The sequence below is a fragment of the Staphylospora marina genome (assembly GCF_003856495.1).
Taxonomy (GTDB): Bacteria; Bacillota; Bacilli; order Thermoactinomycetales; family Thermoactinomycetaceae; genus Staphylospora; species Staphylospora marina.
Genome location: NZ_CP034118.1, coordinates 2,554,650 through 2,576,661 on the forward strand (window position 1 = coordinate 2,554,650; position 22,012 = coordinate 2,576,661).

At 57.6% G+C, this 22,012-nt stretch carries 21 protein-coding genes; 2 read left to right on the forward strand and 19 right to left on the reverse strand.

Features of this window, described 5'->3' with window-relative positions:
• Positions 1–6 precede the first annotated feature (6 nt).
• From EG886_RS12545 to EG886_RS12580, 8 genes are all read right to left on the reverse strand, one after another.
• On the reverse strand, positions 7–1,146 hold the full coding sequence (locus tag EG886_RS12545) for a glycosyltransferase family 4 protein (protein WP_164491842.1): 1,140 nt from the start codon (positions 1,144–1,146) through the stop codon (positions 7–9).
• A gap of 122 nt (positions 1,147–1,268) precedes the next feature.
• The gene (locus EG886_RS12550; protein WP_124728458.1) at positions 1,269–2,681 is read right to left on the reverse strand and encodes an O-antigen ligase family protein; all 1,413 of its coding nucleotides are present in this window, start codon (positions 2,679–2,681) and stop codon (positions 1,269–1,271) included.
• Positions 2,682–2,684: 3 nt separating this feature from the next.
• On the reverse strand, positions 2,685–4,154 hold the full coding sequence (locus EG886_RS12555) for an oligosaccharide flippase family protein (protein ID WP_124728459.1): 1,470 nt from the start codon (positions 4,152–4,154) through the stop codon (positions 2,685–2,687).
• Between the two features lie 27 nt (positions 4,155–4,181).
• Positions 4,182–4,928, reverse strand: coding sequence for an acyltransferase (locus EG886_RS12560; RefSeq protein WP_124728460.1), 747 nt, complete (start codon positions 4,926–4,928; stop codon positions 4,182–4,184).
• Between the two features lie 15 nt (positions 4,929–4,943).
• On the reverse strand, positions 4,944–6,257 hold the full coding sequence (locus tag EG886_RS12565) for a nucleotide sugar dehydrogenase (protein WP_124728461.1): 1,314 nt from the start codon (positions 6,255–6,257) through the stop codon (positions 4,944–4,946).
• A gap of 18 nt (positions 6,258–6,275) precedes the next feature.
• Positions 6,276–7,388, reverse strand: coding sequence for a DegT/DnrJ/EryC1/StrS family aminotransferase (locus EG886_RS12570; protein WP_124728462.1), 1,113 nt, complete (start codon positions 7,386–7,388; stop codon positions 6,276–6,278).
• 91 nt (positions 7,389–7,479) lie between these two features.
• The gene (locus tag EG886_RS12575; protein WP_124728463.1) at positions 7,480–8,505 is read right to left on the reverse strand and encodes a Gfo/Idh/MocA family protein; all 1,026 of its coding nucleotides are present in this window, start codon (positions 8,503–8,505) and stop codon (positions 7,480–7,482) included.
• A 142-nt stretch (positions 8,506–8,647) separates the two neighbouring features.
• On the reverse strand, positions 8,648–9,841 hold the full coding sequence (locus EG886_RS12580) for a glycosyltransferase family 4 protein (protein ID WP_124728464.1): 1,194 nt from the start codon (positions 9,839–9,841) through the stop codon (positions 8,648–8,650).
• Between the two features lie 105 nt (positions 9,842–9,946).
• On the opposite strand from EG886_RS12580, the gene EG886_RS14075 reads away from it, so the two are divergent.
• On the forward strand, positions 9,947–10,069 hold the full coding sequence (locus tag EG886_RS14075) for a hypothetical protein (RefSeq protein ID WP_277423820.1): 123 nt from the start codon (positions 9,947–9,949) through the stop codon (positions 10,067–10,069).
• A 76-nt stretch (positions 10,070–10,145) separates the two neighbouring features.
• Here EG886_RS14075 and fabZ read toward each other — a convergent pair whose 3' ends face one another.
• The 6 genes from fabZ to EG886_RS12610 form a co-directional block, all read right to left on the reverse strand.
• Positions 10,146–10,571: a 3-hydroxyacyl-ACP dehydratase FabZ gene (gene fabZ / locus EG886_RS12585; RefSeq protein WP_124728465.1), complete on the reverse strand. Its 426-nt coding sequence runs from the start codon at positions 10,569–10,571 to the stop codon at positions 10,146–10,148.
• Positions 10,572–10,886: 315 nt separating this feature from the next.
• Positions 10,887–12,215 (reverse strand): NAD-dependent malic enzyme, encoded by a 1,329-nt coding sequence (locus EG886_RS12590; protein ID WP_124728466.1) that lies wholly within the window; start codon positions 12,213–12,215, stop codon positions 10,887–10,889.
• 244 nt (positions 12,216–12,459) lie between these two features.
• The gene (locus EG886_RS12595) at positions 12,460–12,975 is read right to left on the reverse strand and encodes a CDP-alcohol phosphatidyltransferase family protein (RefSeq protein WP_124728467.1); all 516 of its coding nucleotides are present in this window, start codon (positions 12,973–12,975) and stop codon (positions 12,460–12,462) included.
• A 107-nt stretch (positions 12,976–13,082) separates the two neighbouring features.
• Complete coding sequence (locus tag EG886_RS12600) at positions 13,083–13,955, reverse strand: DNA-directed RNA polymerase subunit beta (RefSeq protein WP_124728468.1); 873 nt, start codon at positions 13,953–13,955, stop codon at positions 13,083–13,085.
• A gap of 274 nt (positions 13,956–14,229) precedes the next feature.
• Positions 14,230–14,523 carry a sporulation transcriptional regulator SpoIIID gene (spoIIID, locus tag EG886_RS12605; RefSeq protein WP_124728469.1) on the reverse strand — a complete coding sequence of 98 codons (294 nt, stop codon included), beginning with the start codon at positions 14,521–14,523 and terminating at the stop codon, positions 14,230–14,232.
• A gap of 195 nt (positions 14,524–14,718) precedes the next feature.
• Positions 14,719–15,396, reverse strand: coding sequence for a M23 family metallopeptidase (locus tag EG886_RS12610; RefSeq protein WP_124728470.1), 678 nt, complete (start codon positions 15,394–15,396; stop codon positions 14,719–14,721).
• A 148-nt stretch (positions 15,397–15,544) separates the two neighbouring features.
• On the opposite strand from EG886_RS12610, the gene splB reads away from it, so the two are divergent.
• Positions 15,545–16,567, forward strand: a complete 1,023-nt coding sequence (splB, locus tag EG886_RS12615) for a spore photoproduct lyase (RefSeq protein WP_124728471.1) — start codon at positions 15,545–15,547, stop codon at positions 16,565–16,567.
• Here the strand turns inward: splB and spoIID are convergent.
• The 5 genes from spoIID to EG886_RS12640 form a co-directional block, all read right to left on the reverse strand.
• A complete protein-coding gene (gene spoIID / locus EG886_RS12620; RefSeq protein WP_124728472.1) occupies positions 16,560–17,606 on the reverse strand; it encodes a stage II sporulation protein D in 1,047 nt (348 codons plus the stop codon). The genes splB and spoIID overlap by 8 nt on opposite strands.
• Before the next feature lie 229 nt (positions 17,607–17,835).
• Positions 17,836–19,137: a UDP-N-acetylglucosamine 1-carboxyvinyltransferase gene (murA, locus tag EG886_RS12625; protein WP_124728473.1), complete on the reverse strand. Its 1,302-nt coding sequence runs from the start codon at positions 19,135–19,137 to the stop codon at positions 17,836–17,838.
• A 17-nt stretch (positions 19,138–19,154) separates the two neighbouring features.
• Positions 19,155–19,877: a YwmB family TATA-box binding protein gene (locus EG886_RS12630; RefSeq protein WP_124728474.1), complete on the reverse strand. Its 723-nt coding sequence runs from the start codon at positions 19,875–19,877 to the stop codon at positions 19,155–19,157.
• Between the two features lie 69 nt (positions 19,878–19,946).
• The gene (locus tag EG886_RS12635) at positions 19,947–20,189 is read right to left on the reverse strand and encodes a DUF1146 family protein (protein WP_124728475.1); all 243 of its coding nucleotides are present in this window, start codon (positions 20,187–20,189) and stop codon (positions 19,947–19,949) included.
• A gap of 293 nt (positions 20,190–20,482) precedes the next feature.
• Entirely contained in the window at positions 20,483–22,009 is a 1,527-nt protein-coding gene (locus EG886_RS12640) for an NADH-quinone oxidoreductase subunit N (RefSeq protein WP_124728476.1), read from the reverse strand.
• Positions 22,010–22,012: the final 3 nt, after the last annotated feature.

The following is a 22,012-nucleotide window of genomic DNA, read 5'->3' on the forward strand; positions in this document are numbered from 1 at the left end:
TCCCGGTCAGGAAGCGGAGGCTTTTTTCTCCGCCAACCCGTCCGCACCGAGCAACTCGTTGTAAAGTTCCAGCAACTTCCGCTCTTCCACTTGCCAGTTGTACGTCTCCTCATGGGCCTTTCGCCCGGCTTCTCCCATCTGACGGCGAAGCCGTTCGTCCTGCAGGATGCGGGCGACTTTTTCGGCCATTTCCGCCGGATCCAGCGCGTTCACGGTGAACCCGCATCCGCTTTGATCCACAATCTCTTTCCACAGCGGAAAATCGGTGGCCACCAGCGGCAAACCGGCCGCCATGTACTCAAACATCTTGATCGGCAACGATTCCCGGTAATTTTCCACCGGATGCAGACATACCAGCCCCACTTTTCCCTTGGCCAACCAGCTCCGCACTTCCTCAAACGGAATCCGGCCGTGCAAGTGAATGTTCTTTTTGCGAAGCTCCTCCTCGTTTCGTTCCTCCGGGCGAATGTGCTGAAGCGGTCCGATCAGGTGCAGCTCGGCGTCCAGCTCTTTCGGCAGATGATCCATCATGCGGATCATTTCCCGGTATCCCCTCAGATAGGAAATGCCTCCCACGTACAGAATCCGGTTCACCCCGTCCTCTTCCCGGTTGAGAGCCGGCATGGGCAGCGGCCAGTTCTTGATCACCACGGTGCGACGGACCCGGGCGAACTGATCGCGGATCGACTCCGTGGCGGTGATCACGGCAGCCAATCGGCCGGCCAATCCCTTTTCCACCACGTGGGCGATCCGGGACAAAATCCCCCGCAAAGCTTTCGGAATCCAAGGCTTGGTGTGGATCTGTTTCGGCAAATCTTCATGAGAATCGTAAATCACCGGTCGCCCGGTCCGCCAGGCCAACAGCACTCCCCACGGAAGAAGTTCCGGGTCGTGGAAATGAAAGATGTCGGCTCCGCTCCGGACGGCCCGACGATACAGCTGTCTTCCGGCCAGAAGGCGCTTCCAACCGGTTCGCCGGGCCAAGCCGACGATCCGGACGCCGTCCTCCGTTTTTTCCGCAAAGTCGGCCACGGCGTGAAGCTCCACCTCAAATCCGTGTGCCGCGAGCGATTTGGCCTGCTTGTGAAAGATGCGCGAGTCATCGTAAGGATGGACCGAACTGAAAATCATCACTTTCGGTGCCAAAGCCGTTTCCCCTCTTTCCATGGCAAGGAATCCGTCGCTGGATCCTCTCTGTGAGAAAGCGGGCAAATTCATGGGAATTTGCCCGCCGCCGACTCACAGCTCCGGAATCTTTTCCAATGTTGTCAAGCCGCCTGTTCCCGGTTTCCCGTTTCCATCAATTGCTTTTTCCGGTTTTCCCCCAATGCGATGACCGCCAGACCGATTCCATAACAGATCCACATCGGGGTGAAATGGATGGCCGTGCTCGGAGCCATGCCCCCGAAGAAATACCCGGTGAGCGCGAGCATGCTGGCCGTCGCTCCCCAGCGGATGACGGGGCCGACTTCCGGTGAATGTTTGAGGCTGGCCAGTTTGTACAGCCGCCAGAGCATCCAGAAATAAAGGAACATGTACAGCGCGAAGATGATCACGCCGAAATTGACCAGGACCTCCACCCACCAGTTGTGCATGTTGACCTTGTTGACTTTGGGAGCTCCTTGCATCAGGGGCTCGATGTTGCCGGGCCCCACCCCCAGGAAATGGCTGTCCTGCAGGAACCTGAGACCGTTGAGAACCAGGTATTTGCGGACCGTGGCACTCTGTCCGGTTTCCCCTTGGACCACTTCCTGGCCTCCCTCTTCAAGGTCCCAGCTCCCCTTGTTGATGTCGAGCAAAAATCCGAGCGTGCTGGCCAATTTGGTTCTCGCCTGTTCCCGGGCTTCATCCGACAGGAAGATGGCGGACAGGACGTTGGCGATCAACAGGGCCGCCAGCAAGGCGATGAGAGCGCGGCCGATGTTTTTCTTGGTCAGTTTCTCACGGGGCACGACTTGCGGGACCAGCACCGCCAACGCCAGCCCGGCCAGAGGCAGTGCAAAGAACGTGTTGCTGCGGGATCCGGTGGCCAAAAGAGCGTAAATGGCCAACACCCCGGTCGCGTAGACGAGAATCTTGTGTTTCTTTTCAAGATCCAGCATGAACAGTGCGGTCGCCAAAAACGGCAATCCCAGCGTGATGCAGGTGGCCAGGTCGTTCTGGTTGGTGAACACCGACGTCACCGTGGCCTGATCGGTGCCGAACGCCCGGGACGACGGAAGATGAATCAGCGTGATCGATTCGATCACCGCAAAATAGACAATGGCGGCAAACACCCAGAACAAGACACGTTGCGTTCTCCAGAAGTTGGTTCCGGAATGGATGAAGTACGGAAACGAAAGCGCAAGCGGCATCATCATTCCCAGGAAAATCAGGTAGCGGATGCCGTGCCCGATGCTGACCGCCCAGGTGAGCGAGATGACGCCGTACACGAACCAAAACGCAAAAAACGCGGCGTACCAGCGAACCGGGTACAGCGAGACCGTTTCCAGATTTTTTTGCATGGCCCATCGTATGATCAGCCCGCCGGCCAAGAGAACAAAAGCGATCCGGAAGAAGGTGAGGTTGAATTCTTCCGTGAGAGGAATCCCCAAGGTTGGCCCGAGCAAGGCGAATGCGATCATGAAATAGAACAGGTGTTCCAACCTGTTTTGCCTGGGGAACAGCAACTCATTCACCATCTCTCACCCTTTTCCTCCTAGTTTGGGTAGCAATGACCCCACCCGATTCAAAGAGCGAACGGAAAACAGCCCGGTTGCGAACACCGCGGCGACGGTCACCCCCAGCGCCGCCGCTTCCACCGCCCAGAGGAAATCCAGACGATTTGCCTGAGCCCAACTGACGACGGCCATGGCGATTAGAAAGACGGCGAGATAGGCGCTCACCGATCCGAACTTGAAGGGGATCGGATAATGGTTCTGGTTTTGCCGATACACCCAAACGATGACGAACAGGTAGGCCGCAACGGTGCTTCCCGCGGCGCCCCAGATGTGGAACACCGGCACGAACAACAGGTTGCCGGCCAAATACAGGATGGCCGCGATCAGGAATCCGCGGGAAATCAATTTGGTCTGTTTCTTGATCAGAAGACCCACCCCGAATACGTTCACCAACACGTTGAACAGGGTGCCGAGCGAGAGCGCCCAAACATACAGATATCCTTCCGCCAGGTCCTGCCGGTTGGACGTGAACAGGGCATAAATGTCCTGCATGAAGAAGGTCAGCAGCATGATTGCGAGCGTTCCCGCCACAAGAAGTCCCCGACCGATGACGCTGTACAATCCGGGAGCGTCCTCCCGATCCTTGATGGACATGGAAAACGGACGCCAGGCCAATTGAAACGGAGAAGTGATCAAGACGATGATGCTGGCCAGTCTCATGCATGCTTCGTAGATGTCTGCGTTATGGATGGAGTCCAGATGGTACAGGATCGGCCGGCTCACCGAAGACATCACCCAAAATGCCATCAGTGTGGGGAGCAGAGGAGCTCCGTACCGGACAAGATCTTTCAGGTGGCGGGGTGAAAACTTCCAGACGAATTCATTGCGGAAAACGACCAGCAAGATGGCGGCCACCAGCAACTGGCCCACCAGTTGGCCGTAAAACAGTCCCATCACGCCGGCATTCCATTCAGCCAGAAACCAGAAACTGAGCAGCGAGGAGCCGATCACGTAGGACATGCTGAAGAGGTTGAACAGCCAGACTCTCCGGCTGTAGCGGGCGTATCCCAATATGTGCTGGATGAGAATGGCTCCGAAGGTGGCCAAAAAAGCCACGGGCAGGAGAAATTCATAACCATGCGGTTTTTCGTACACCAAGGACGTGAGCGGTTCCCTCACCAACGTGATCAACAGGGTCAGCCCCAGACAAAGCCCTCCGCTGAACAAAACGGCATTGGTGAAGTACAGGCGACGCTCCGTCACGTCTTTCGCGTCATAAAAATAAAACGCCATGGCGGCATCGGTTCCCAGTATGCACAGGTACGTCAAAATCAGGGTGATCGTGTTCGTGAGACCCCAGTCGGCAAGTTCGCCCTGCGAGGTGAGATAAAGTCCGTAAAGGGGGAACAGCATGGCCGAAACCAGCTTGTTCCCCATGGTGGCAATGGCAAATACGGCGGAGTCGGAAAACAGGCGTTTCAAATGTTGCCTCATGTTTCGCTCCCTCGGATCATCAGGCTGTCAGTCCTGATTTTCCAGCTTCTCCCGTTCGGGCACGTCCCGCAACACCTTGGCCGGGACGCCGACGTAAAGTTTTGCCGGTTCCGTGTCGCGATGCACCACCGCACCGGCGGCGATGAAGCTCTCCTCCGCCACCGTGACTCCCGGAAGCAGGATGGAACCGCCGCCCACACGGGCTCCCCGTTTCACATGCGGCCCGCGCAGGAACTTGAACCGCTCCTTGGTGCGGCCCATGAAGTTGTCGTTGGTGGTGGTGACACCGGGCGCGATGAACACGCGCTCCTCCAGGGTGGTGTAGGCGGTGATGTAGGCATTGGTTTGGATTTTGGTGTATGCTCCGATTTTCACTTGGTTTTCCACGGACACGCCCCGACCGATCACCACATTGTTTTCGATGACGCACTTCTCCCGGACCGATGCCTGATCCCCGATCATCACTTCCGTGCCGAACGTGCTTCCCCGGTAGAGAACGGAACAGGCACCGATCGTGGTGCCGTCACCGATCACCAACGGCGGCAGATCCTGATCCACTTTCACCGTGGAAGTCTTGGCCGGACGCGGCCAGCGTCCCAACACGCAATTGTCCGAAACGAACACGTTTGAACCGATGACCGTGCCGGCGTGGACGGTCACGTTGTTGCCGATCGTCACGTTGTCTCCGATCACCGCGCCGGCTTCGATCACCGAGAAATGACCGATTTTGACGTTTTGACCCAGCTTGGCCTGGGGATGCACGAAATTGTTCATATGGAACCCGCCCTATTACAGTTTTTCGTAATCCGCTTTGATTTTGGGTACACCTTTGAGTGCGTTCCGCGTGTCAAAAATGACGGCGGCCTTTTCCGCGATGTTCCCGTAATCAAAGGCCGAATGGTCGGTGGTGATCAACACGATGTCCGCCGACTCCAGCAGTTCGTCGGTGAGCTCCGTCGTTTCGTATTCTTTGCCGCCCGCTTTGAAGCTCGGAATGTGCGGGTCGACCGTCACGAAGTCCGCGCCGTATTTCTCCAGAAGCTGAACGATGTTGAGCACCGGCGAATCGCGGTAGTCATCGATGTCTTTCTTGTAGGCCACGCCGAGCACGACCACTTTGGCCCCTTTGAGCGCCTTGCCGTGCCGGTTGAGGATTTTCATCAGCCGGTCCACCACGAAATGGGGCATTTCGTTGTTGATTTCGCCGGCCACTTCGATCAACCGGGTGTGGTAGTTGAACTCCCGGGCTTTCCAAGTCAGGTAGAACGGGTCGATCGGAATGCAGTGTCCGCCGAGTCCCGGCCCCGGGTAAAACGCCATGAAACCGTACGGCTTCGTGCGTGCGGCGTCGATCACTTCCCAGATGTCGATGCCCATCCGGTTGCAGAGAATGGCCATTTCGTTCACGAGAGCGATGTTGATGTTGCGGAAGGTGTTTTCCAGGATTTTTTCCATTTCCGCCACTTTCGGGCTGGAAACGACGTGCACTTCCCCTTCCAGCACGGAACGGTACAGTGCCGCTGCCACTTCGGTGCAACGTTCGGTCACGCCACCGACCACTTTGGGAGTGTTTTTGGTATTGAACACCTTGTTGCCCGGGTCGACGCGTTCCGGCGAATAGGCGAGGAAGAAATCCACGCCCACCTTGAGTCCGGTCGCTTCGAGAATCGGTTGCACCACTTCTTCGGTGGTCCCGGGATACGTGGTGCTTTCCAGAACGACCAGCATGCCCGGATGCAGATGTTCGGCAATGCTTTTGGCCGAGGATTCGACGTAGGTGATGTTGGGCTGCTGATATTTGTCCAGCGGCGTGGGCACACAGATGGCCACGGCGTCCACTTCGGCGATCAGCCCGTAGTCGGTGGTGGCTTTCAGGCGGCCGGTTTGCACCAGTTCTTTCAGTTCATCATCCACCACGTCGCCGATGTAATTGATCCCCTGGTTGACCATGTCGACGCGGTGCTGCAGAATGTCAAACGCGATGACTTGGTATCCTGCTTTCGCTTTTTCCACGGCCAGCGGCAGCCCCACGTAGCCGATGCCGACCACGCCGATGACCGCACTTTTGTCATTGATTTTCTCCAGAAGCCGTTTTCCGTGCATGGACCTTCCCCCCTTTGGTCATTGTTTGCCGGCGTAAAAATCCCGGATGGTTTGAACGATGAAGCGGATGTCTTCTTCCGGAAGCTCGGGATAAAGCGGCAACGCGAACGTCCGCTTCGACAGATATTCGGCCACCGGCAAGTCCCCTTCTTTGTATCCCAGTTCTTTGTATACCTCCTGCAGGTGCAGCGGCACAGGATAGTATACGCCGGAGGCAATGCCGTGTTGTTTCAGGTGTTCCATCAGTTCGTCCCGCTCTTCGGCCTGGATGATGTACAGGTGATAAATATGCTTGCGATTTTCGGCGTGATGCGGGGTCACCACCGGAACGTCTTTCAGCAGCTCGTCGTACAGAGCGGCTTTTTCCCGGCGGGCGTCGTTCCACGCATCCAGATGGCGGAGCTTGATGCGCAGCATGGCGGCCTGCAATTCATCCAGACGGCTGTTGTACCCGATCATGCTGTGATAGTATTTCGGATTGCTGCCGTGAACCCGAAGGATGCGAATCTTCCGGGCGAGTTCATCGTCATTGGTCACCACCATGCCGCCGTCCCCGTAGCCTCCCAGGTTCTTGGTCGGGAAGAAAGAGAAGGTGGCGGCGTGACCCAGTCCGCCGATCCGGACGCCTTTGAATTCCGATCCCATGGCCTGTGCGGCGTCCTCCAGCACGAACAGCCCGTGTTCTTTCGCAATCGCCATGATTTCATCCATATTGGCCGGTTGACCGAAAATGTGCACCGGAATGATCGCTTTGGTCCGTTCGTTGATTTTGGAGCGGATTTGGTCCACGTCGATGTTGCAGGTTTTCGGATCAACGTCGACGAACACCGGGACGGCTCCCAGCTGCGAGACGGTCTCCGCGGTGGCGAAGAAGGTGAACGGCGTCGTGATCACTTCGTCTCCCGGACCGATGCCGGCGGCATGAAGCGCAAGTTGCAGCGCATCCGTTCCGTTGGCCACACCGATCGCGTGTTTCACGCCGATGTAAGCGGCCACTTCCTCTTCAAACGCCTTCACTTCCGGTCCGATGATGTAGTGACCGCTTTCCAGCACGCGATGAACCGCTGCGTAGATGTCTTCACGAATGGTGTCCAGTTGTGCTTTCAAATCCAAAAGAGGGATTTTTTTCATGTTCGTGAAATCTCCTTTTCCGGTCAATAATGTGGTGAATCATCGGGAATCGCGGCAATCGCCGCGACGAATCCGGACAAGCCGCGTTCCGTCATTTCCTCGCAAGCTCTTCGATCCGCACCGGACGACGTTCCTGGGCGGACCGCTGGCAGGCGATGACGAAAGCCAGCGCATTCCTGCCGTCGATGCCTGAAACGGTGGGCTCCCGGTCTTCGCGAATCGCCGCGTTCATGTCCTCGATGATGCACTGATGACCCGGAACCCCGAACGGATCGTTTTCCACCCGTTGAATGACGGCGGACGCTTCCGCTTCATCCAGACCTTCGAACGTCCAGTGACGGATCCAGTTGGCCGTCGGTCCTCCGATGATGGCCGTTCCCTTTTCCCCGAACACGCTGAGCGACTCTTCCAGGTTTTTCGGATAGATGGTCACGGCCGCTTCCAGGACGCCGAGCACGCCGTTTTTGAAACGAATCACGGAAACCGACGTGTCTTCCGCCTCGATGTCGCGAATCCGCGTGGCGTCATACGTGAACACTTCTTCCACTTCCCCCGCCATCCACAAAAGCAGATCCATGTTGTGTATGGCCTGGTTCATCAGTACGCCGCCGTCCATCGCACGGGTTCCGCGCCAGGGAGCCTGATCAAAATAAGCCTGGTTCCGGTTCCAGCGAACGGTCGCGTTGACGTGTCCGATTTTGCCGAACGCTCCGGAATCGATCATCCGTTTCAGCTCCACCGCGGCCGGGCGGAACCGGTTGGGGTGGACGACCGCCAGCTTGACTCCGTTCCGTTCGCACGCGTCGATGATGGCGTCCGCATCTTCCAGCGTCAGGGCCATCGGCTTTTCCACGATGACATGCTTGCCGGCTTCGGCCGCCTGAACGGCGAGCCGGGCGTGCAGGCCGCTGGGCGTGCAGATGCACACCACGTCAATGTCCGTTTTCAGCATTTCCGCAAGATCGGTGAATCCCTTGACCTCTCCCGTCGCAAATTCCGCGAGACGGGCTTCGTTGGTATCGCACACGGCTACAAGCTTTGCTCCGTCCGCCGCTTCGATCGCCGCGACATGCTTCTTGGCGATATGGCCGCAACCTACAATGCCGTAGCGGATCACGAGGATCTCTCCTTTTTGTCAGAAACTGCTTTCCTTATGTCAAACCTTGCAAGGTCAATCGCTTATGTTACAGCAACATTACAAAACCTATCATCCACTGTAACACAACTGAAATCTCTTGGGTATCCCCGTGCCGAAAAAGTCATAAAGTTTTTCGTTCCGTCAACTCGCGGAAACAAGCCAGCACCGTATTGGCGTTTTGCTCCCAGACCAGTTCGCGGGACCGGTCCAGCGCGCGGCCGGCCAACCGTTCCCGGAGTCCTTCCTCCGTGAGCATTCTCCTCAGACACTCCGCAATCTGCTCCGGATCTTTCGGCCGGGCCAACAAGCCGGTTTCCCCGTCCACCAACAGTTCGGAAATGCCGCCCACGTCGGTGGCCACCATCGGTCTTCCGCACCCCATCGATTCCAGCAGGATGGACGGAAGCCCCTCGCTCAAACTGGTGAGCACCACCATGTCGGACGCGGAAATCCAGTCGGGGATTTCTTCATGCGGGCGTCTCCCCATGAACTTGACGTTTCCGGCAATGCCGAGCTCCCTCGCCTGCCTTTCCAGGGAAGCGCGAAGCGGTCCGTCCCCCACCAACACCAGCGTTGCGCCGAGTTCCGCCGCTTCGGCCCGTTTGAATGCCTGGAGCAGGAAATGAACACCCTTGACAGGAAGCAGATTCCCCACATACAGGATCATCGGCCCCGTCACTCCCAGTCCCAGCCGCTTTCGCGCCTCTTCCCGGGACACGGGCTTGAATCGTTCCGGATCAAAGCCGTTGTACACGGTTCGGACGTCGGCCTCGGGACACATCTTCCGGGCTTCCCGTTCCAAGCGGCGGCTCACGGTGATCACCCGGTCATTGCCCCGAAGTGATTCCACCGTCCGGTCATGCACCTTCCGGTCTCTGGCCGGATACAGAAGAAGGTCCGAACCGTGGGCGGTGCATACGGCCGGAACCCCGAATTCCTCTTTCAAAGCCGCCGCGGCAAAACCGTCCGGATACGCGGTATGAGCATGAATGACATCAAACGGAAACGCTTCGCGGATGTTTCGGATCGCCTCCCTCAGGGAGCGAATGTACAAATCCCCGTACATCCGAAAGAAAAAGCCGCCGGGAAACATCAAGGTCGGCACATGATGAACAAGGATTCCGTCGATCACCGTTTGCGCCGGGAGCGACCGGTAACCTTTCCATTTGGGATAAAGCGGAAAGCGGGGAATCGGAACGACGACGCGCACCTCCGCCCCCTTGCCCGCCAATGCCCTGTTCTGGTTGTGCACAAAGATGCCGGACATGGGATTGACCGGATTGGGATACATATGGGAAATGACCAGGACACGCATGGTTCGATCCTCTTCCTTCCGCAAATATCCTTCTGCCGTTTCCGGGATGAATGGTCGACCGGGCGGGAATCCTTTCCGGTAAAAGAACCGGAAGGAGTCATCATCATGAATCAAAAAGGGCTGCCGGAGGACCCGGTCCGAAGCTTCCGGGGCATCTTCAGCGCCCTGATTCTCAGCCTTCCGCTGTGGTGGCTGATCTGGGCGCTTCTTTCCCGGCTGCTCCCGTGACGCGTGATCCGGAAACAACAAAGAGAAGAAGGTCCGAACCGGACCTTCCCGTCCCCGTCAAGATGGGTGGTGATTTTCAGGAAAGGGCAAACATCAATTCACCTTCGGCCACGATCTTCTCCCCGACCCGAGCCACTCCGCGGCCTTTTCCGATGCTTCCCCTGACACGGGTCATTTCCACTTCCAGCGTGAGCACGTCTCCGGGTTTGACCTGATCCCGGAACCGAACCTTGTCAATTCCCGCAAAAAACGCGAGCTTTCCGCGGTTTTCTTCCATTCCGAGCACCGCCACCGCCCCGACCTGGGCCAGGGCCTCGATGATCAGGACTCCGGGCATGACGGGATACCTGGGAAAATGCCCTTGGAAAAACGGTTCATTGATCGTCACGTTTTTCAATCCCACCGCCCGCTTGCCCGGCTCCATCTCCACAATCCGGTCCACCAGCAGGAAGGGATACCGATGGGGAATGATTTCCTGAATCTTGACGACATCCATTTCCATCGCAAGAAAGTCTCCTTTCGCAGCTCGTCCGCTTGGTATCATTGACATCCATTATAGCGAATGCATTCCCCGTTTGCCATGAACGGAAAATGGCGAATCAAAGAGGGGGCAGCCATGCTGAAATCAGCGACGGAGCAGCCGCAAACGATGGCGTTTGACGTGGAAGTGCATCCCACGAACCGGCACAAGCGGCGACCCGGAACATCCCGCAAAACGGAATTTCGCCATCGCAGAGCGACCTTTCGCCAAAAAAGGGTTCGGGGACGCTTCCGCACGAAAGCAATCCCGAACCCTTTGAGCTCTTGAAAGACCCGATCAAGCCAAAGCGACTTCCTCTTGGTATGCCGCCTGCTCGACCGCCAGGGCCACCTTCACATGAACCTGGGGATCGAGAGGATGCGGGACCAATTCACCCTCCGGTGTGTGATCGGCAATGGCCTTCGCCGCCGCCACCAGCATGCCGTGGGTGATCTTTTTGGCTCCCGCGTTGAGCACACCGCGGAAGATGCCCGGGAATCCCAACACGTTGTTGACGGAACGGCCGTCCGCGGCAAAGGATGCGCCCGCTTTCAATGCCTCTTCCGGTTCGATTTCAGGCTTGGGATTGGACAGGGCGAGCACGATCTGTCCGGGACGGATCTGCTCCGGACGAATCAGTCCGGGAACTCCCGTCGTGGCGATGACGATGTCGCAGCGCGCCATCAGTTCGTCCACCGACGAGAGAGGGATTCCTCCATAACGTTCCAGACGCTCCAGCGCATCCGGACGGGTGTCCACCCCGCACATTTCTTTCACTCCGTACGCCATGAACATCCGGCTGATCGCCAAACCGGCCGCCCCCAGACCGATTTGGCCGACCGATGCGTCCTTGAGACTCACCCGGCTCCGGCGGCAGGCGGAAATGACCGCCGCAAGCGTCACCACTGCCGTTCCGTGCTGATCGTCATGCATGACGGGGATCGGCAACTCCTCTTTCAATCTTTCTTCGATTTCAAAGCAGTGCGGAGCCCCGATGTCTTCCAGCAGAATGCCTCCGAATCCCTGCCAGATGTTCTTGAGCGTCCGAACCACTTCATCCGGATCGCTGGTTCCCAGCAAAACGGGAACGCCGCTGATGCCGACAAACCGGTCAAACAAAGCGGCTTTCCCTTCCATCACCGGCATGCCCGCGAGGGGCCCGATGTTGCCCAGTCCCAAAATGGCGGTACCGTCGGTGACGATGGCCACGGTGTTGCCGATCCCGGTGTAATACCGGGCTTTTTCCGGATCTTCGCGAATTACCCGGCAAACGTTGGCCACTCCCGGCGTGTAAACGCGCCTCAAATCGGCCAACGACCGGATGTCCATCCGGCTGACCGTGCGGATTTTGCCGCCTTCGTGCGCTTTGAGCACTTCGTCGGAGACGGACAGGATGCGGATGCCTCCTCCCAGTGCATGAAGAGCTTCCAACATCCGCTCGAGTTGTTCGTCATTTTCACAATGGACGGTAATGTCCCGGACCGTGGACATGGGACCGATCTTGATGGTGGTGATGTCTCCGATGTCGCCGCCCGATTGCCCGATGGCCGTGGTCACCCGTCCGAGATTGCCCGGTCTCGACGGGGTTTCTACGATGATGGTTCGTGTCACGTTGCGTCCTGACAATTCGCGCACCTCCTGAACTTCTATCATACCAAAATCCCCGTGCACAAAAAAAGAACCGGCTCTCTGAAAGATCCGGTGACCATAGAGGCGCGAACGCCGAACGCCATGATGCCGTTTTGGGAACCGCCGAATTCCGGGTCAGCGGGATAAGGTCCGAAAAAAGCGCCGGTCTCCTGATGCGTGCCCGGCGCTTCGGCGATCCTCCGGACCGGATCGCACGCGGGCGCCGAACCGCCATTCCCTTTCAGACACGGTTCACCGCCCGGAACTGGAACATGTAAATGATGGTGGTGACGTAAGAAAGCGCGATGACCCCCCAGAGTAACACCCCGGCATGCGGAAGGCCGAACATGAGCATGACCAGGACGACATAAAACAGGAAGGTGGTCATTTTCCCCATCAGGTTGGCCGGAACCGTCTTTTTGCCCCGCAAGTGAAAGAACGCGGAACACACGATCATGGCCAAATCCCTGAACAAGATGGCCACCGCCGCCCCCACGCTGATCTTCCCGGAAAAGAGCAACGACAGAAAGACAGCGATCATCATGAGTTTGTCGGCAAGGGGATCCAACATGATCCCCAGCTGGGTCACCTGCTTGTTGCGCCTGGCAAGATATCCGTCCACCACATCCGTCAGCCCTGCGAGAAGAAGTATCCCCAACGCCCAGTACATGCGCCCCGACAGGTCGGAAAAAAAGACCATCAGGTAAACAGGTATCAGCAGAAAACGAACCATTGTCAGGAAATTGGGCAAGTTCATCCAGGATCCCTCCTCTCAGGTTGCCGCTTCAGCGTTGCCGTTTCCGCCAACAAGAAAGATCCCGTCTTTTCCGACCCGGTGGGACTGAGCCGGAGAAGACGGGTCGTTTATCCGTAAATGAGACGATACACATGCTCCCACATGTCCAGGTCAAAAACGTCGGAGGCCGGCTCATTGCCGATGGCCGAATGACCGATCATCAGACCCACGACCAGGGATGTGAGAAGCAGCGCCGGCAGCCACAAAATCTTGACGGCCATGCGCAACACACGCCGGGCCGTGTCATTTTCCGGGCTCTCATCATCCTCGGCATCCGGGAATGTTCGTTGATCCGTGGCGGATTCCGGGACAATCTTGAGCGGTCTCGTGAGTCCGGTCCGAAGATCCGTTTCTTCCTGATTCTTTTCATCGGGAAGGGGATCGAGCGAATATTCCTTGAAGTGGATCGGGGTCAACGTGTCTTCCAGTGAAAGCGGTCTCTTCGGCGGCAGAGAGGAGAAGCTTTCGGAGTCGGAGGCCTGTTCCCGCGATTCTTTTCCCGCTTGGAAGGGATCAGGGGATTCCTGCCGTTTCGGGAATGGGGAGGCCGGTTCCTGACCGGACGGCTTCGACTGTGATTCGGATCGGACCGGTTCAGGTTCGCGAGGTTCACCCACGGACGATTTGCCGGAGTCCTTGGGTCCGGGGAACTTCACGGCGTTTGGAGCGGGTTTCGGAACCTCGGCTCCGGCCGCCACTTCACGCAGGTCTTCCCGAGGTGACTTCGAGTCCTTCCTGGTTCCCGACGGGATCTTTTTGGGACTTTCATCCGGTCCGTCCGCGTTCTCCTCCTGTTCTTTGCTCCATTTCAGCTTTCCGACCGGCAAACCGGCGTCCGGTTCCGGTTTTTTGACCTCGTCCGGAAAGCGTTTCGGATTTTGGGAGATGTCCAGCTGTTTGGAATCTTTTTCCAATCTCTTTTCCTGATCCGGATAACTCATCTGGCATTCCTCTCCAACCCTTTGGCTGATTCGGGACCCGCCGCAAGCTCGTCCCGTCTTGAAATCTCTCAAGCCAAAAAACGGAACTCAACCGGCTGTCATATTAGAATATATCGTAACTGCAGGCATAAGTCCACAGTTGGAGCCCGCAGGTGTCGAAACGTTCAAATTCATGAAAAGGGAGCACCGGAGATAACGGGAAATCAGTGCGGGAGGCAACTTGCGTCTTGACAGGATCATTGCTTCCGGTGCCGGTTTCGGGAAATGGTCCGATTCAGACCTTTACGGACACGGCCTTCTGTTTGCCGCTTTCCGAAGCTGCTTTGCGCTTGTACTTGATTTTGGTGGCTTCACCGCCCCGAATGTGGCGAATCGACTTGTGGTACTCCAGGATTTCCTTGACCTTGCTGGCCAACTCGGGGTTGATCTCCGGCAACCTTTCGGTCAGGTCCTTGTGCACCGTACTCTTGGACACGCCGAATTCTTTCGCGATCATACGGACGGTGTTGCGCGTCTCGACAAAATAATTGCCGATCTTGATCGTACGTTCCTTGATGTAATCATGCACGGGATGAAGGCCCCCCTTTCCCTAGGGTTTGGTACATTATATTGGGCCGTCCTCCCGGTTATTCTCTTCAAACCGCGGAAGATCCGGGGACAAGCGCGTTCCGTGCCAACGAAAAAAGCTTTCGGGGAGTCATTCTCCCCGAAAGCTTGCACCGCGGGAGGGAATCCCCCGCGGAATTGGCCGGCCGATTCCCGGTCAATGTTTGTCGGGCAGATATTGCCCGGGGTTCATGGCTTGTTGGTTTTTCCCCCGAACTTCGAAGTGCAGGTGAATGCCGGCATCCTTTTCAAAGTTGTTTTTGCCGGCGCGGGCGATCACTTCCCCTTTTTTCACCTTTTGCCCCTTCGACACTTTCACGTCGTCCAGGCTTTGGTATACGGTGATGAGGCCGTTTTCATGTTCGATTTCCACCTGATGCCCGACCACCGGGTGTTCCTCCACCCGAACGACTTTGCCGTCAAGCGCGGCCAGCACATCAAAACTTTTGCCGTCCTTGCGGGCAAAATCCATGCCGGAGTGCGGCCAGTACGTATTGGCGTATTTCACCAAAGAGGCTTCCTTGTTTTTGGCGGAATCGGCTTCATCATAAAACCCCATCTTGGGAACGGCTCCCGATTTTTCCGCCACGGGAAGGATCATGTCATCACCGGCAGGCTCTTCCACCGGCAATACGGTGTCAGACGGGGGAACCGGTTTGCTGACTTCGCGGGTCTCGTCATTTTGCATCCACCAGGCGATCAGCAATACCACTCCCGCCGTTGCCACGTATACGGCCGGAAGAAACCATTTGGTTGAAAGAAGCTTTTTCCATTTCATGCGCCGCTTCACCTGGTCGAGGGAAACGGTCTGTTTTCCTGGTTCTTCAGGTTTCATGATTGATCACCTCAGGAACCAGTGTCGACCGCCCCGATGCCCTTTATACCCAAGTTGTCCAATTTTTGGTATATTTCGTATCCGTTCGCCGGTTCCGCATCAACCCCGTCCCGATGACAGATGCTATGCGCGAAAGGAGAGGGAAGGGATGAAACCGTTTCAGCCCGATTTGGTATACGCGGAGCCCGGCGCGCTGGAGTATCCCCTGGGCCGGGAGCTTTACGAACGATTCCGCTCGATGGGAATTCCGGTCCGGATGACCACTTCCCACAACCGGGTCACCGGCCTTCCCGGAAAGACGGAAGCGGAAAAATACCGCATCGCCAAGCGAACGCTGGTGATCGGCGTTCGCAAAACGCTCCGCTTCGATACATCCAAACCGTCCGCGGAATATGCCCTCCCGCTGGCCACCGGGTGCATGGGGCACTGCCATTACTGCTATCTGCAGACCACCTTGGGCAACCGCCCCTACATCCGGGTGTACGTCAATCTGGAAGACATTTTCAACGCCGCGAAATCATACATCGACGAACGCGCGCCGGAAGTGACCCGGTTTGAAGCTTCGTGCACGACCGATCCGGTCGGGCTGGAGCACCTGACCGGCTCCCTGAGGCAGGCGATCGAGTTCATGGGACGCCAGGAATTCGGACGGCTCCGCTTCGTCACCAAGTACGCGCACATCGATCCCCTGCTCCGGGCGGATCACCGCGGGCACACCCGATTCCGGTTCAGTGTCAACGCCCCTTCCGTCACCACCCGGTTCGAACCGGGCACGTCGCCGCTGGAGGAACGGATCCGTGCGGCGGCAAGGGTGGCGGAGGCCGGATATCCGCTCGGCTTCATCGTCGCGCCCATCATGTTGTTCAACGGCTGGAAAACCGAATATGAAGAGTTGTTCCGCCTTCTGGCCAAAATGATTCCTCCGGATTTGCCCGACCTGACATTCGAACTGATCACCCATCGCTTCACCCAGGCCGCCAAACGCGTGATCGAGAAACGGTACCCGAAGACGGGTCTGGAGATGGACGAAAACCTGCGCAAGAAAAAATGGGGGAAACACGGGCATGTCAAATACGTGTATCCCGATGAACGGATGCAAGAAATCCGGTCATCGATGGAAGGATGGATCTCCCGATGGTTCCCCCATGCGGTGATTCAATATCTCACTTGACTTTCGCAATTTCGGAATCCGCTTTCCAGACGGTCTCCACCGGCACGATGCTGACACCCCGGTAGTAATGGCGGATGATGCGATCGACGGTTTCGCCCCGGGTGGCCATCAGATGAGCGCCCCATTGGCTCATGCCGACGCCGTGACCATATCCCCGGGTGACGATCTGCACGGTGTCTCCGCGGACCGTCATGGTGAAATCGGAGGAGGGAAGCCCCAACACTTCCCTCACCTTTCTCCCGGAAAAGACCTCGTCTCCGATCCGCACCCTCGAAACCCTGTTTCCGGCGGTTCGCTGCAGCACTTGCACCAACGGTTCCCCGCCCGTGGTCTGAAGGGCGATCCGGGTGCCGGTCCCCTGTTCCAGCTTTTGAATCATCTCTTTGAGAGGAAAGGAAATGGTTTTCAGATATCGGGGGGATTCCCGGTCCCAAGAGGAATCCACGCTTCGAAGATAGGGATGCCCGGACGTGAAATAGTCCTCCGAGTTTTCCGTTCTCCCGTTGCTGGTGGAGAAAAACGCCGCATAGATGGGCTTTCCCTCGTACGTGATGATTTGCCCGGCCGTTTCCCTGACGGCTCTGTCCACTTTGGCCAGGTTTTCCGCATACTTTTTCCCCCAAGCCTTGCGAAGGGCCTGGTCGGTGGAATACACCTGATGGGTGACGGTATCCGTCACGTGGGCGCTGCTTCCCTCCTTGCCGTACTTCTCCATGTCGGACAGCTTGTCTTTCATCAATCGGGAAACAATGTAGGTGCGCGCCGCCAACGCCTGTGCCTTCAAAGCCTCCGGATGAAAATCGGCCGGCATCTCGGAAGCCACCACTCCCCGGATGTAAACCTCCAGGGGAACTTCTTCCACCCGCTGTTCCCGCGTCAGCCAAACCCTGACCTTCGGACCGCCGGTCGGCACGCCTTTTTCCGATTCGTTTCGAACGTCCGAAGTTCCGGGATCATCCGCCAACGACACGAGCACCGCGGGAACCAGAAGAATGAGCAAAAGCAGCACCCCGACCAACACGATCAATTGTTTTCGCATCCGTATTCGCCCTCCCGCCACGACCGGAACGTTCCGTTCTTTTGTTCTCTCTCAATCTATGAGAAAGGGACGGGTGTTTAGAATCGGATGAACACAAAAAAGCCGGAGTGATCACTCCGGCTTGAATGCGATGTCCAACCGTTTTGAAACGTTGTTTTTCACGCAAGCGGCCGCGAACCGGGATCCGTTTTGCACCGGTGCCGCCGGATGATCGAAGAATCCGGTTCGGTCACGCCAGCGACTCCCTGTCGGCCTCTTCTTCGCCCACGTCGATGGCCGGCAGGCGGGAAATGGACGCGCCCAAACCGCGAAGTTTTCCGACGATGTCCACGTAACCGCGGTCGACGTGATGCAAGTTGGTCACTTCGGTCACACCTTCCGCCACCAAACCGGCGAGGATGAGCGCCGCTCCGGCACGCAGGTCGGTGGCTTTCACCCGGGCTCCGGAAAGCGGATGACCGCCTTCGATGATGGCCGTGCGACCGTCGATGCGAATCCGGGCTCCCATGCGTTTGAATTCTTCCACATGCATGAACCGGTTTTCAAAGACGGTTTCCGTCAACATGCAGGTACCGTTGGCCGTGAGCTGCAGCGCCATCATCTGGGACTGCATGTCGGTGGGGAAACCGGGATAGGGAAGAGTCTTCACGTCGACGGGTTTCAGTTCCCCTTCGGCCCGCACGTGAATGCCGTTTTCCGCCTCGATGACATGAACGCCCATTTCACGCAACTTGGCGGTCAGCGGGGTCAAGTGGCTGGCGATGGCCCCTTCCACAAACACTTCCCCGCGGGTGATGGCGGCGGCCACCATGTATGTGCCGGCTTCGATCCGGTCGGGGATCACGGTGTATTCGGTGCCGCGCAGGAAGTCCACGCCGTCGATGCGGATTTCGTTCGTGCCGGCTCCCCGCACCCGCGCTCCCATCGCGTTGAGGAAATTGGCCAGATCGACGATTTCCGGCTCACAGGCTGCGTTTTCGATGATGGTGCGCCCTTCGGCGAGCACCGCGGCGGTCATGATGTTCTGGGTGGCACCCACGCTCGGGAAATCCAGGTAAATCGAAGCGCCGCGCAGACGGCCGGACACGAACCCTTCCACGTAGCCTTGGCCGATTTCGAACTTCACCCCCAAAGCTTCCAAACCTTTCAGATGAAGATCAATCGGCCGGCTTCCGATGGCACATCCGCCCGGCAGGGGGATTTTCGCATGTTTCTTGCGGGCGAGCAGCGGTCCCATCACTTGCACGGAAGCCCGCATTTTCCGCACCAGATCGTAGGGTGCTTCGGTGGAACCCACGTGTTCGGCATTGATGGTGACCTTGTCGTTGTCCAAGTGGATCCGGATTCCCATGCGGGCGAGCAGTTGGGTGATGGTTTTCACATCTTCCAACATCGGCACATCATGAATGACGATGTCTCCGCGGGATGCCAAAAGAGATGCGGCGATCAGCGGGAGAACGGCGTTTTTGGCTCCGTGCACTTTCACTTTGCCCTTGAGACGTGCTCCACCCTGAACGATGATTTTTTCCAACTCTCTTCCCCCCGTTGTCAATATTCTATGGTGATGATCGGAGTCCCCAACGTCAGGACCAACCGATTCTCATGATGATTCAGTCTTGCGGCGATCTGCAGGTTCATGATTCCACCTGCGGTCCGGAGCCCTTCCGGAAACGGAGAAGCATAGGCCGACACGCTGACGGTTTGACCGGAGAGCATCGCCTCCACTTCGCGGGCATCGGCTTTTTCAAGCAATCGACGGACTTCCAGTCGTGCATCGGACCCCGCCGCCGGTTTGCTGCCTTGCACATTCACATGGTATTGAGGCATGATGCCGAATGAGTGCAACACTTTGGACACCCGACGCTTCCGTCGCTCCAGTGCCGCGGGGGATCCTCCCCCGGACGTGACCCGAACCGAAACATACGGACGAATCTTCCGGTCCGATGCCGCGTCATGAATCAGAGTCACCCCTGTCCGAATCCCCGAAGCTTCCGCCCGTTCCGCCGTAAAGACCACTCCGTCGGGGTTCCGCTTTTCGCTCAGACGGCCGAGCCCGAACGCACGGGCCAGTTCTTCCGCCAACCGGCGGCTTTCCGCGAGCGAAAGGGGGGATGACGTTCTTTGTCCGTGATGGAGCACCACTTTCTCCACATGAGCCCCTTCAGCCTGCAACATCCGGAGAAGCCGGTCCTCCGGCTCGGAAAACCCCGATCCCGTCGCGGTCACAAACAGAAACAGAAGAACAAGAAAAAACCGGATCGTCCGCTTCATGAGAACTTCCCTCCGGGAAAAATGAGACTATTCCCATTTTTCTCACCCATCGGGAAGATTATACGGACATCAGGTAAAGAGGGCGCCCATCCAGCGGGACCAGGACATGTAATCGATCAGGAACGAAGCGAGACCATGCCCCAACACGACGGACAAAATGACGGCCAGCATTCTCGCCTGTGTCGTTCTCCCCTTTTTGAAGGCCGCTTCCAGCCTGATCCCGATGATGACCCACCAGCACAGAACGATGCAGGCGAGCGAGATCAGGATGTTGACCAGTGAGCTGATTCCCAGCTGCACGGTTCCATCCATGTTATGCACCCCATTTCAGCCTTGTTCCGGTCCGATCCGAGCGACAACCATGTCACCATGGTACAAAAAAATCGGGGGAAGCGCAAAGGCGATTTCTTGAAAGTCCGTGAATTCCGGTTACATCCGGTCTCTCCGACAACAGAATACCCCGTGTTCGCGTCGTTTGAAAACGGGGTATTTCTGTCTCTTATGAATTTTTTTCTCTCCAAACCGAATGAAAAGCATGCGGAGAGGGCGCCACGCGAACATCCGGAACGATGTTCCGGAGACGGGAATGGCGCCCCCGATTCATGTCACGGCTCCATGACGGAAGAGGAAACCGGGGTGATGGCCTGAACCCAGTCGATGACGTTCATCGGTTCGAGAAGCAGATCCGGCCACAATCCCAGAATCAACACGCCGATCGCGCAAATCCCTCCGACCACCACCGCGGGCCAGGCTCTTCGCTCCTTGATCTCCTCCGGTCCGGACGAACGGAAATACATCTGCCGGATGAACGCAAAGTAGTAGTAATAGGAAGCCACCGTGGCTGCCACCATGACCACCGCCAGCCAATATTCCCCGGCGAAAATGACCCCGGTCATCAGGTAGAACTTGCCGAGGAATCCGGCTGCGGGCGGCAAGCCGGCGAGCGACAGCAGCAGGACGCTCATGATGAACGCCAGCCACGGCCGCCGGCGACCTAGCCCTGCGAATGCCCGGATGTCACCGGTTTCCGCTTCCGCGGTCACCCGTTCGGTCACGGCGAACGCACCGGCGGTCATGAGCACATATACCGCCAGATAGAAGAACAGGCTCGGAAGAAGCGTCGTCCCGATTCCCTGTTTGACGGAGACCAAGGGAACCAGCAGAAAACCGGCCTGTGCGATCGACGAATACGCCAGGAGCCGCTTGGCGTCGGTTTGACGAAGGGCCGCCGCGCTTCCGACCAGCATCGATGCCGCGGCCAGGATCATCAGCATCCAGTTCACCGTCTCAAACGCTTCACGGATCATCCACAATTGCAAATACCCGATCAGCAAAACGCGGATGATCAGTGCGAAGGCGGCTGCCTTGGAGACGACGGCGAGAAACACCGTCACCGGCGTCGCCGCCCCCTGATACACATCCGGGGTCCACATGTGAAACGGGACGGAAGAGATCTTGAACCCGAATCCGACGATCATCAGTGCCAGCGACAGCCAGACCAATCCTTCACTTCCATTGTACAGCGCTTCCGGCACCATTTGCTGGATGGTGAACAGATCGGTGCTGCCGGAAATTCCGTAGAGGAAAGACATTCCGTACAGGGTGAATGCCGAGCCCACCCCGCCCAGCACCACGTATTTCCAGGCCGCTTCCGTGGAAGCGGGATGTTTCCTTCTGACACCGACCAGAATGTAAGAGGAGATGGAAAGGAGTTCCAATCCCACGAACAGGGTGACCAAATCGGTGGAAGAAGCCATCATCATGCCGCCCAGCAAGGCGAACAGCAAGAGATACCAGTACTCTCCTTCGCGGTTTTCCAACTCCTCTTTTCCCATCACGAACGACAGCAGAATGACCAGCGCCGTCCCTGTCAACATCAGCGCCTTGAACGCGAGAGCGAACGAGTCGGCCCGATAGCTGCCCTCCAGGATTTGCGTGGCCGGCTCTCCGGCCTGCGCAAGCAGGAAACCTCCGGAAACGAAGACCGTCAGCAGGGCCAACGCACCGATCCAGGCGCGTGAAACGGACCGTTTCGCCAAGAGATCCAGGAGGAGCAGCAGGGCGGCACCCGCGGCGACGGTCCACTCAGGCGCCATCGCCTGCCAGTCCATCGATATAAGCGTTTGTTCCATGCC

Coding starts and splice junctions, on each gene's coding strand:
- EG886_RS12550 (WP_124728458.1), bottom strand. CDS start 2,681: ATGGTGAATGAGTTGCTGTTCCCCAGGCAAAACAGGTTGGAACACCTG.
- EG886_RS12555 (WP_124728459.1), bottom strand. CDS start 4,154: ATGAGGCAACATTTGAAACGCCTGTTTTCCGACTCCGCCGTATTTGCC.
- EG886_RS12560 (WP_124728460.1), bottom strand. CDS start 4,928: ATGAACAATTTCGTGCATCCCCAGGCCAAGCTGGGTCAAAACGTCAAA.
- EG886_RS12565 (WP_124728461.1), bottom strand. CDS start 6,257: ATGCACGGAAAACGGCTTCTGGAGAAAATCAATGACAAAAGTGCGGTC.
- EG886_RS12570 (WP_124728462.1), bottom strand. CDS start 7,388: ATGAAAAAAATCCCTCTTTTGGATTTGAAAGCACAACTGGACACCATT.
- EG886_RS12580 (WP_124728464.1), bottom strand. CDS start 9,841: ATGCGTGTCCTGGTCATTTCCCATATGTATCCCAATCCGGTCAATCCC.
- EG886_RS14075 (WP_277423820.1), top strand. CDS start 9,947: ATGAATCAAAAAGGGCTGCCGGAGGACCCGGTCCGAAGCTTCCGGGGC.
- fabZ (WP_124728465.1), bottom strand. CDS start 10,571: ATGGAAATGGATGTCGTCAAGATTCAGGAAATCATTCCCCATCGGTAT.
- EG886_RS12595 (WP_124728467.1), bottom strand. CDS start 12,975: ATGAACTTGCCCAATTTCCTGACAATGGTTCGTTTTCTGCTGATACCT.
- EG886_RS12600 (WP_124728468.1), bottom strand. CDS start 13,955: ATGAGTTATCCGGATCAGGAAAAGAGATTGGAAAAAGATTCCAAACAG.
- EG886_RS12610 (WP_124728470.1), bottom strand. CDS start 15,396: ATGAAACCTGAAGAACCAGGAAAACAGACCGTTTCCCTCGACCAGGTG.
- splB (WP_124728471.1), top strand. CDS start 15,545: ATGAAACCGTTTCAGCCCGATTTGGTATACGCGGAGCCCGGCGCGCTG.
- spoIID (WP_124728472.1), bottom strand. CDS start 17,606: ATGCGAAAACAATTGATCGTGTTGGTCGGGGTGCTGCTTTTGCTCATT.
- EG886_RS12630 (WP_124728474.1), bottom strand. CDS start 19,877: ATGAAGCGGACGATCCGGTTTTTTCTTGTTCTTCTGTTTCTGTTTGTG.
- EG886_RS12635 (WP_124728475.1), bottom strand. CDS start 20,189: ATGGATGGAACCGTGCAGCTGGGAATCAGCTCACTGGTCAACATCCTG.
- EG886_RS12640 (WP_124728476.1), bottom strand. CDS start 22,009: ATGGAACAAACGCTTATATCGATGGACTGGCAGGCGATGGCGCCTGAG.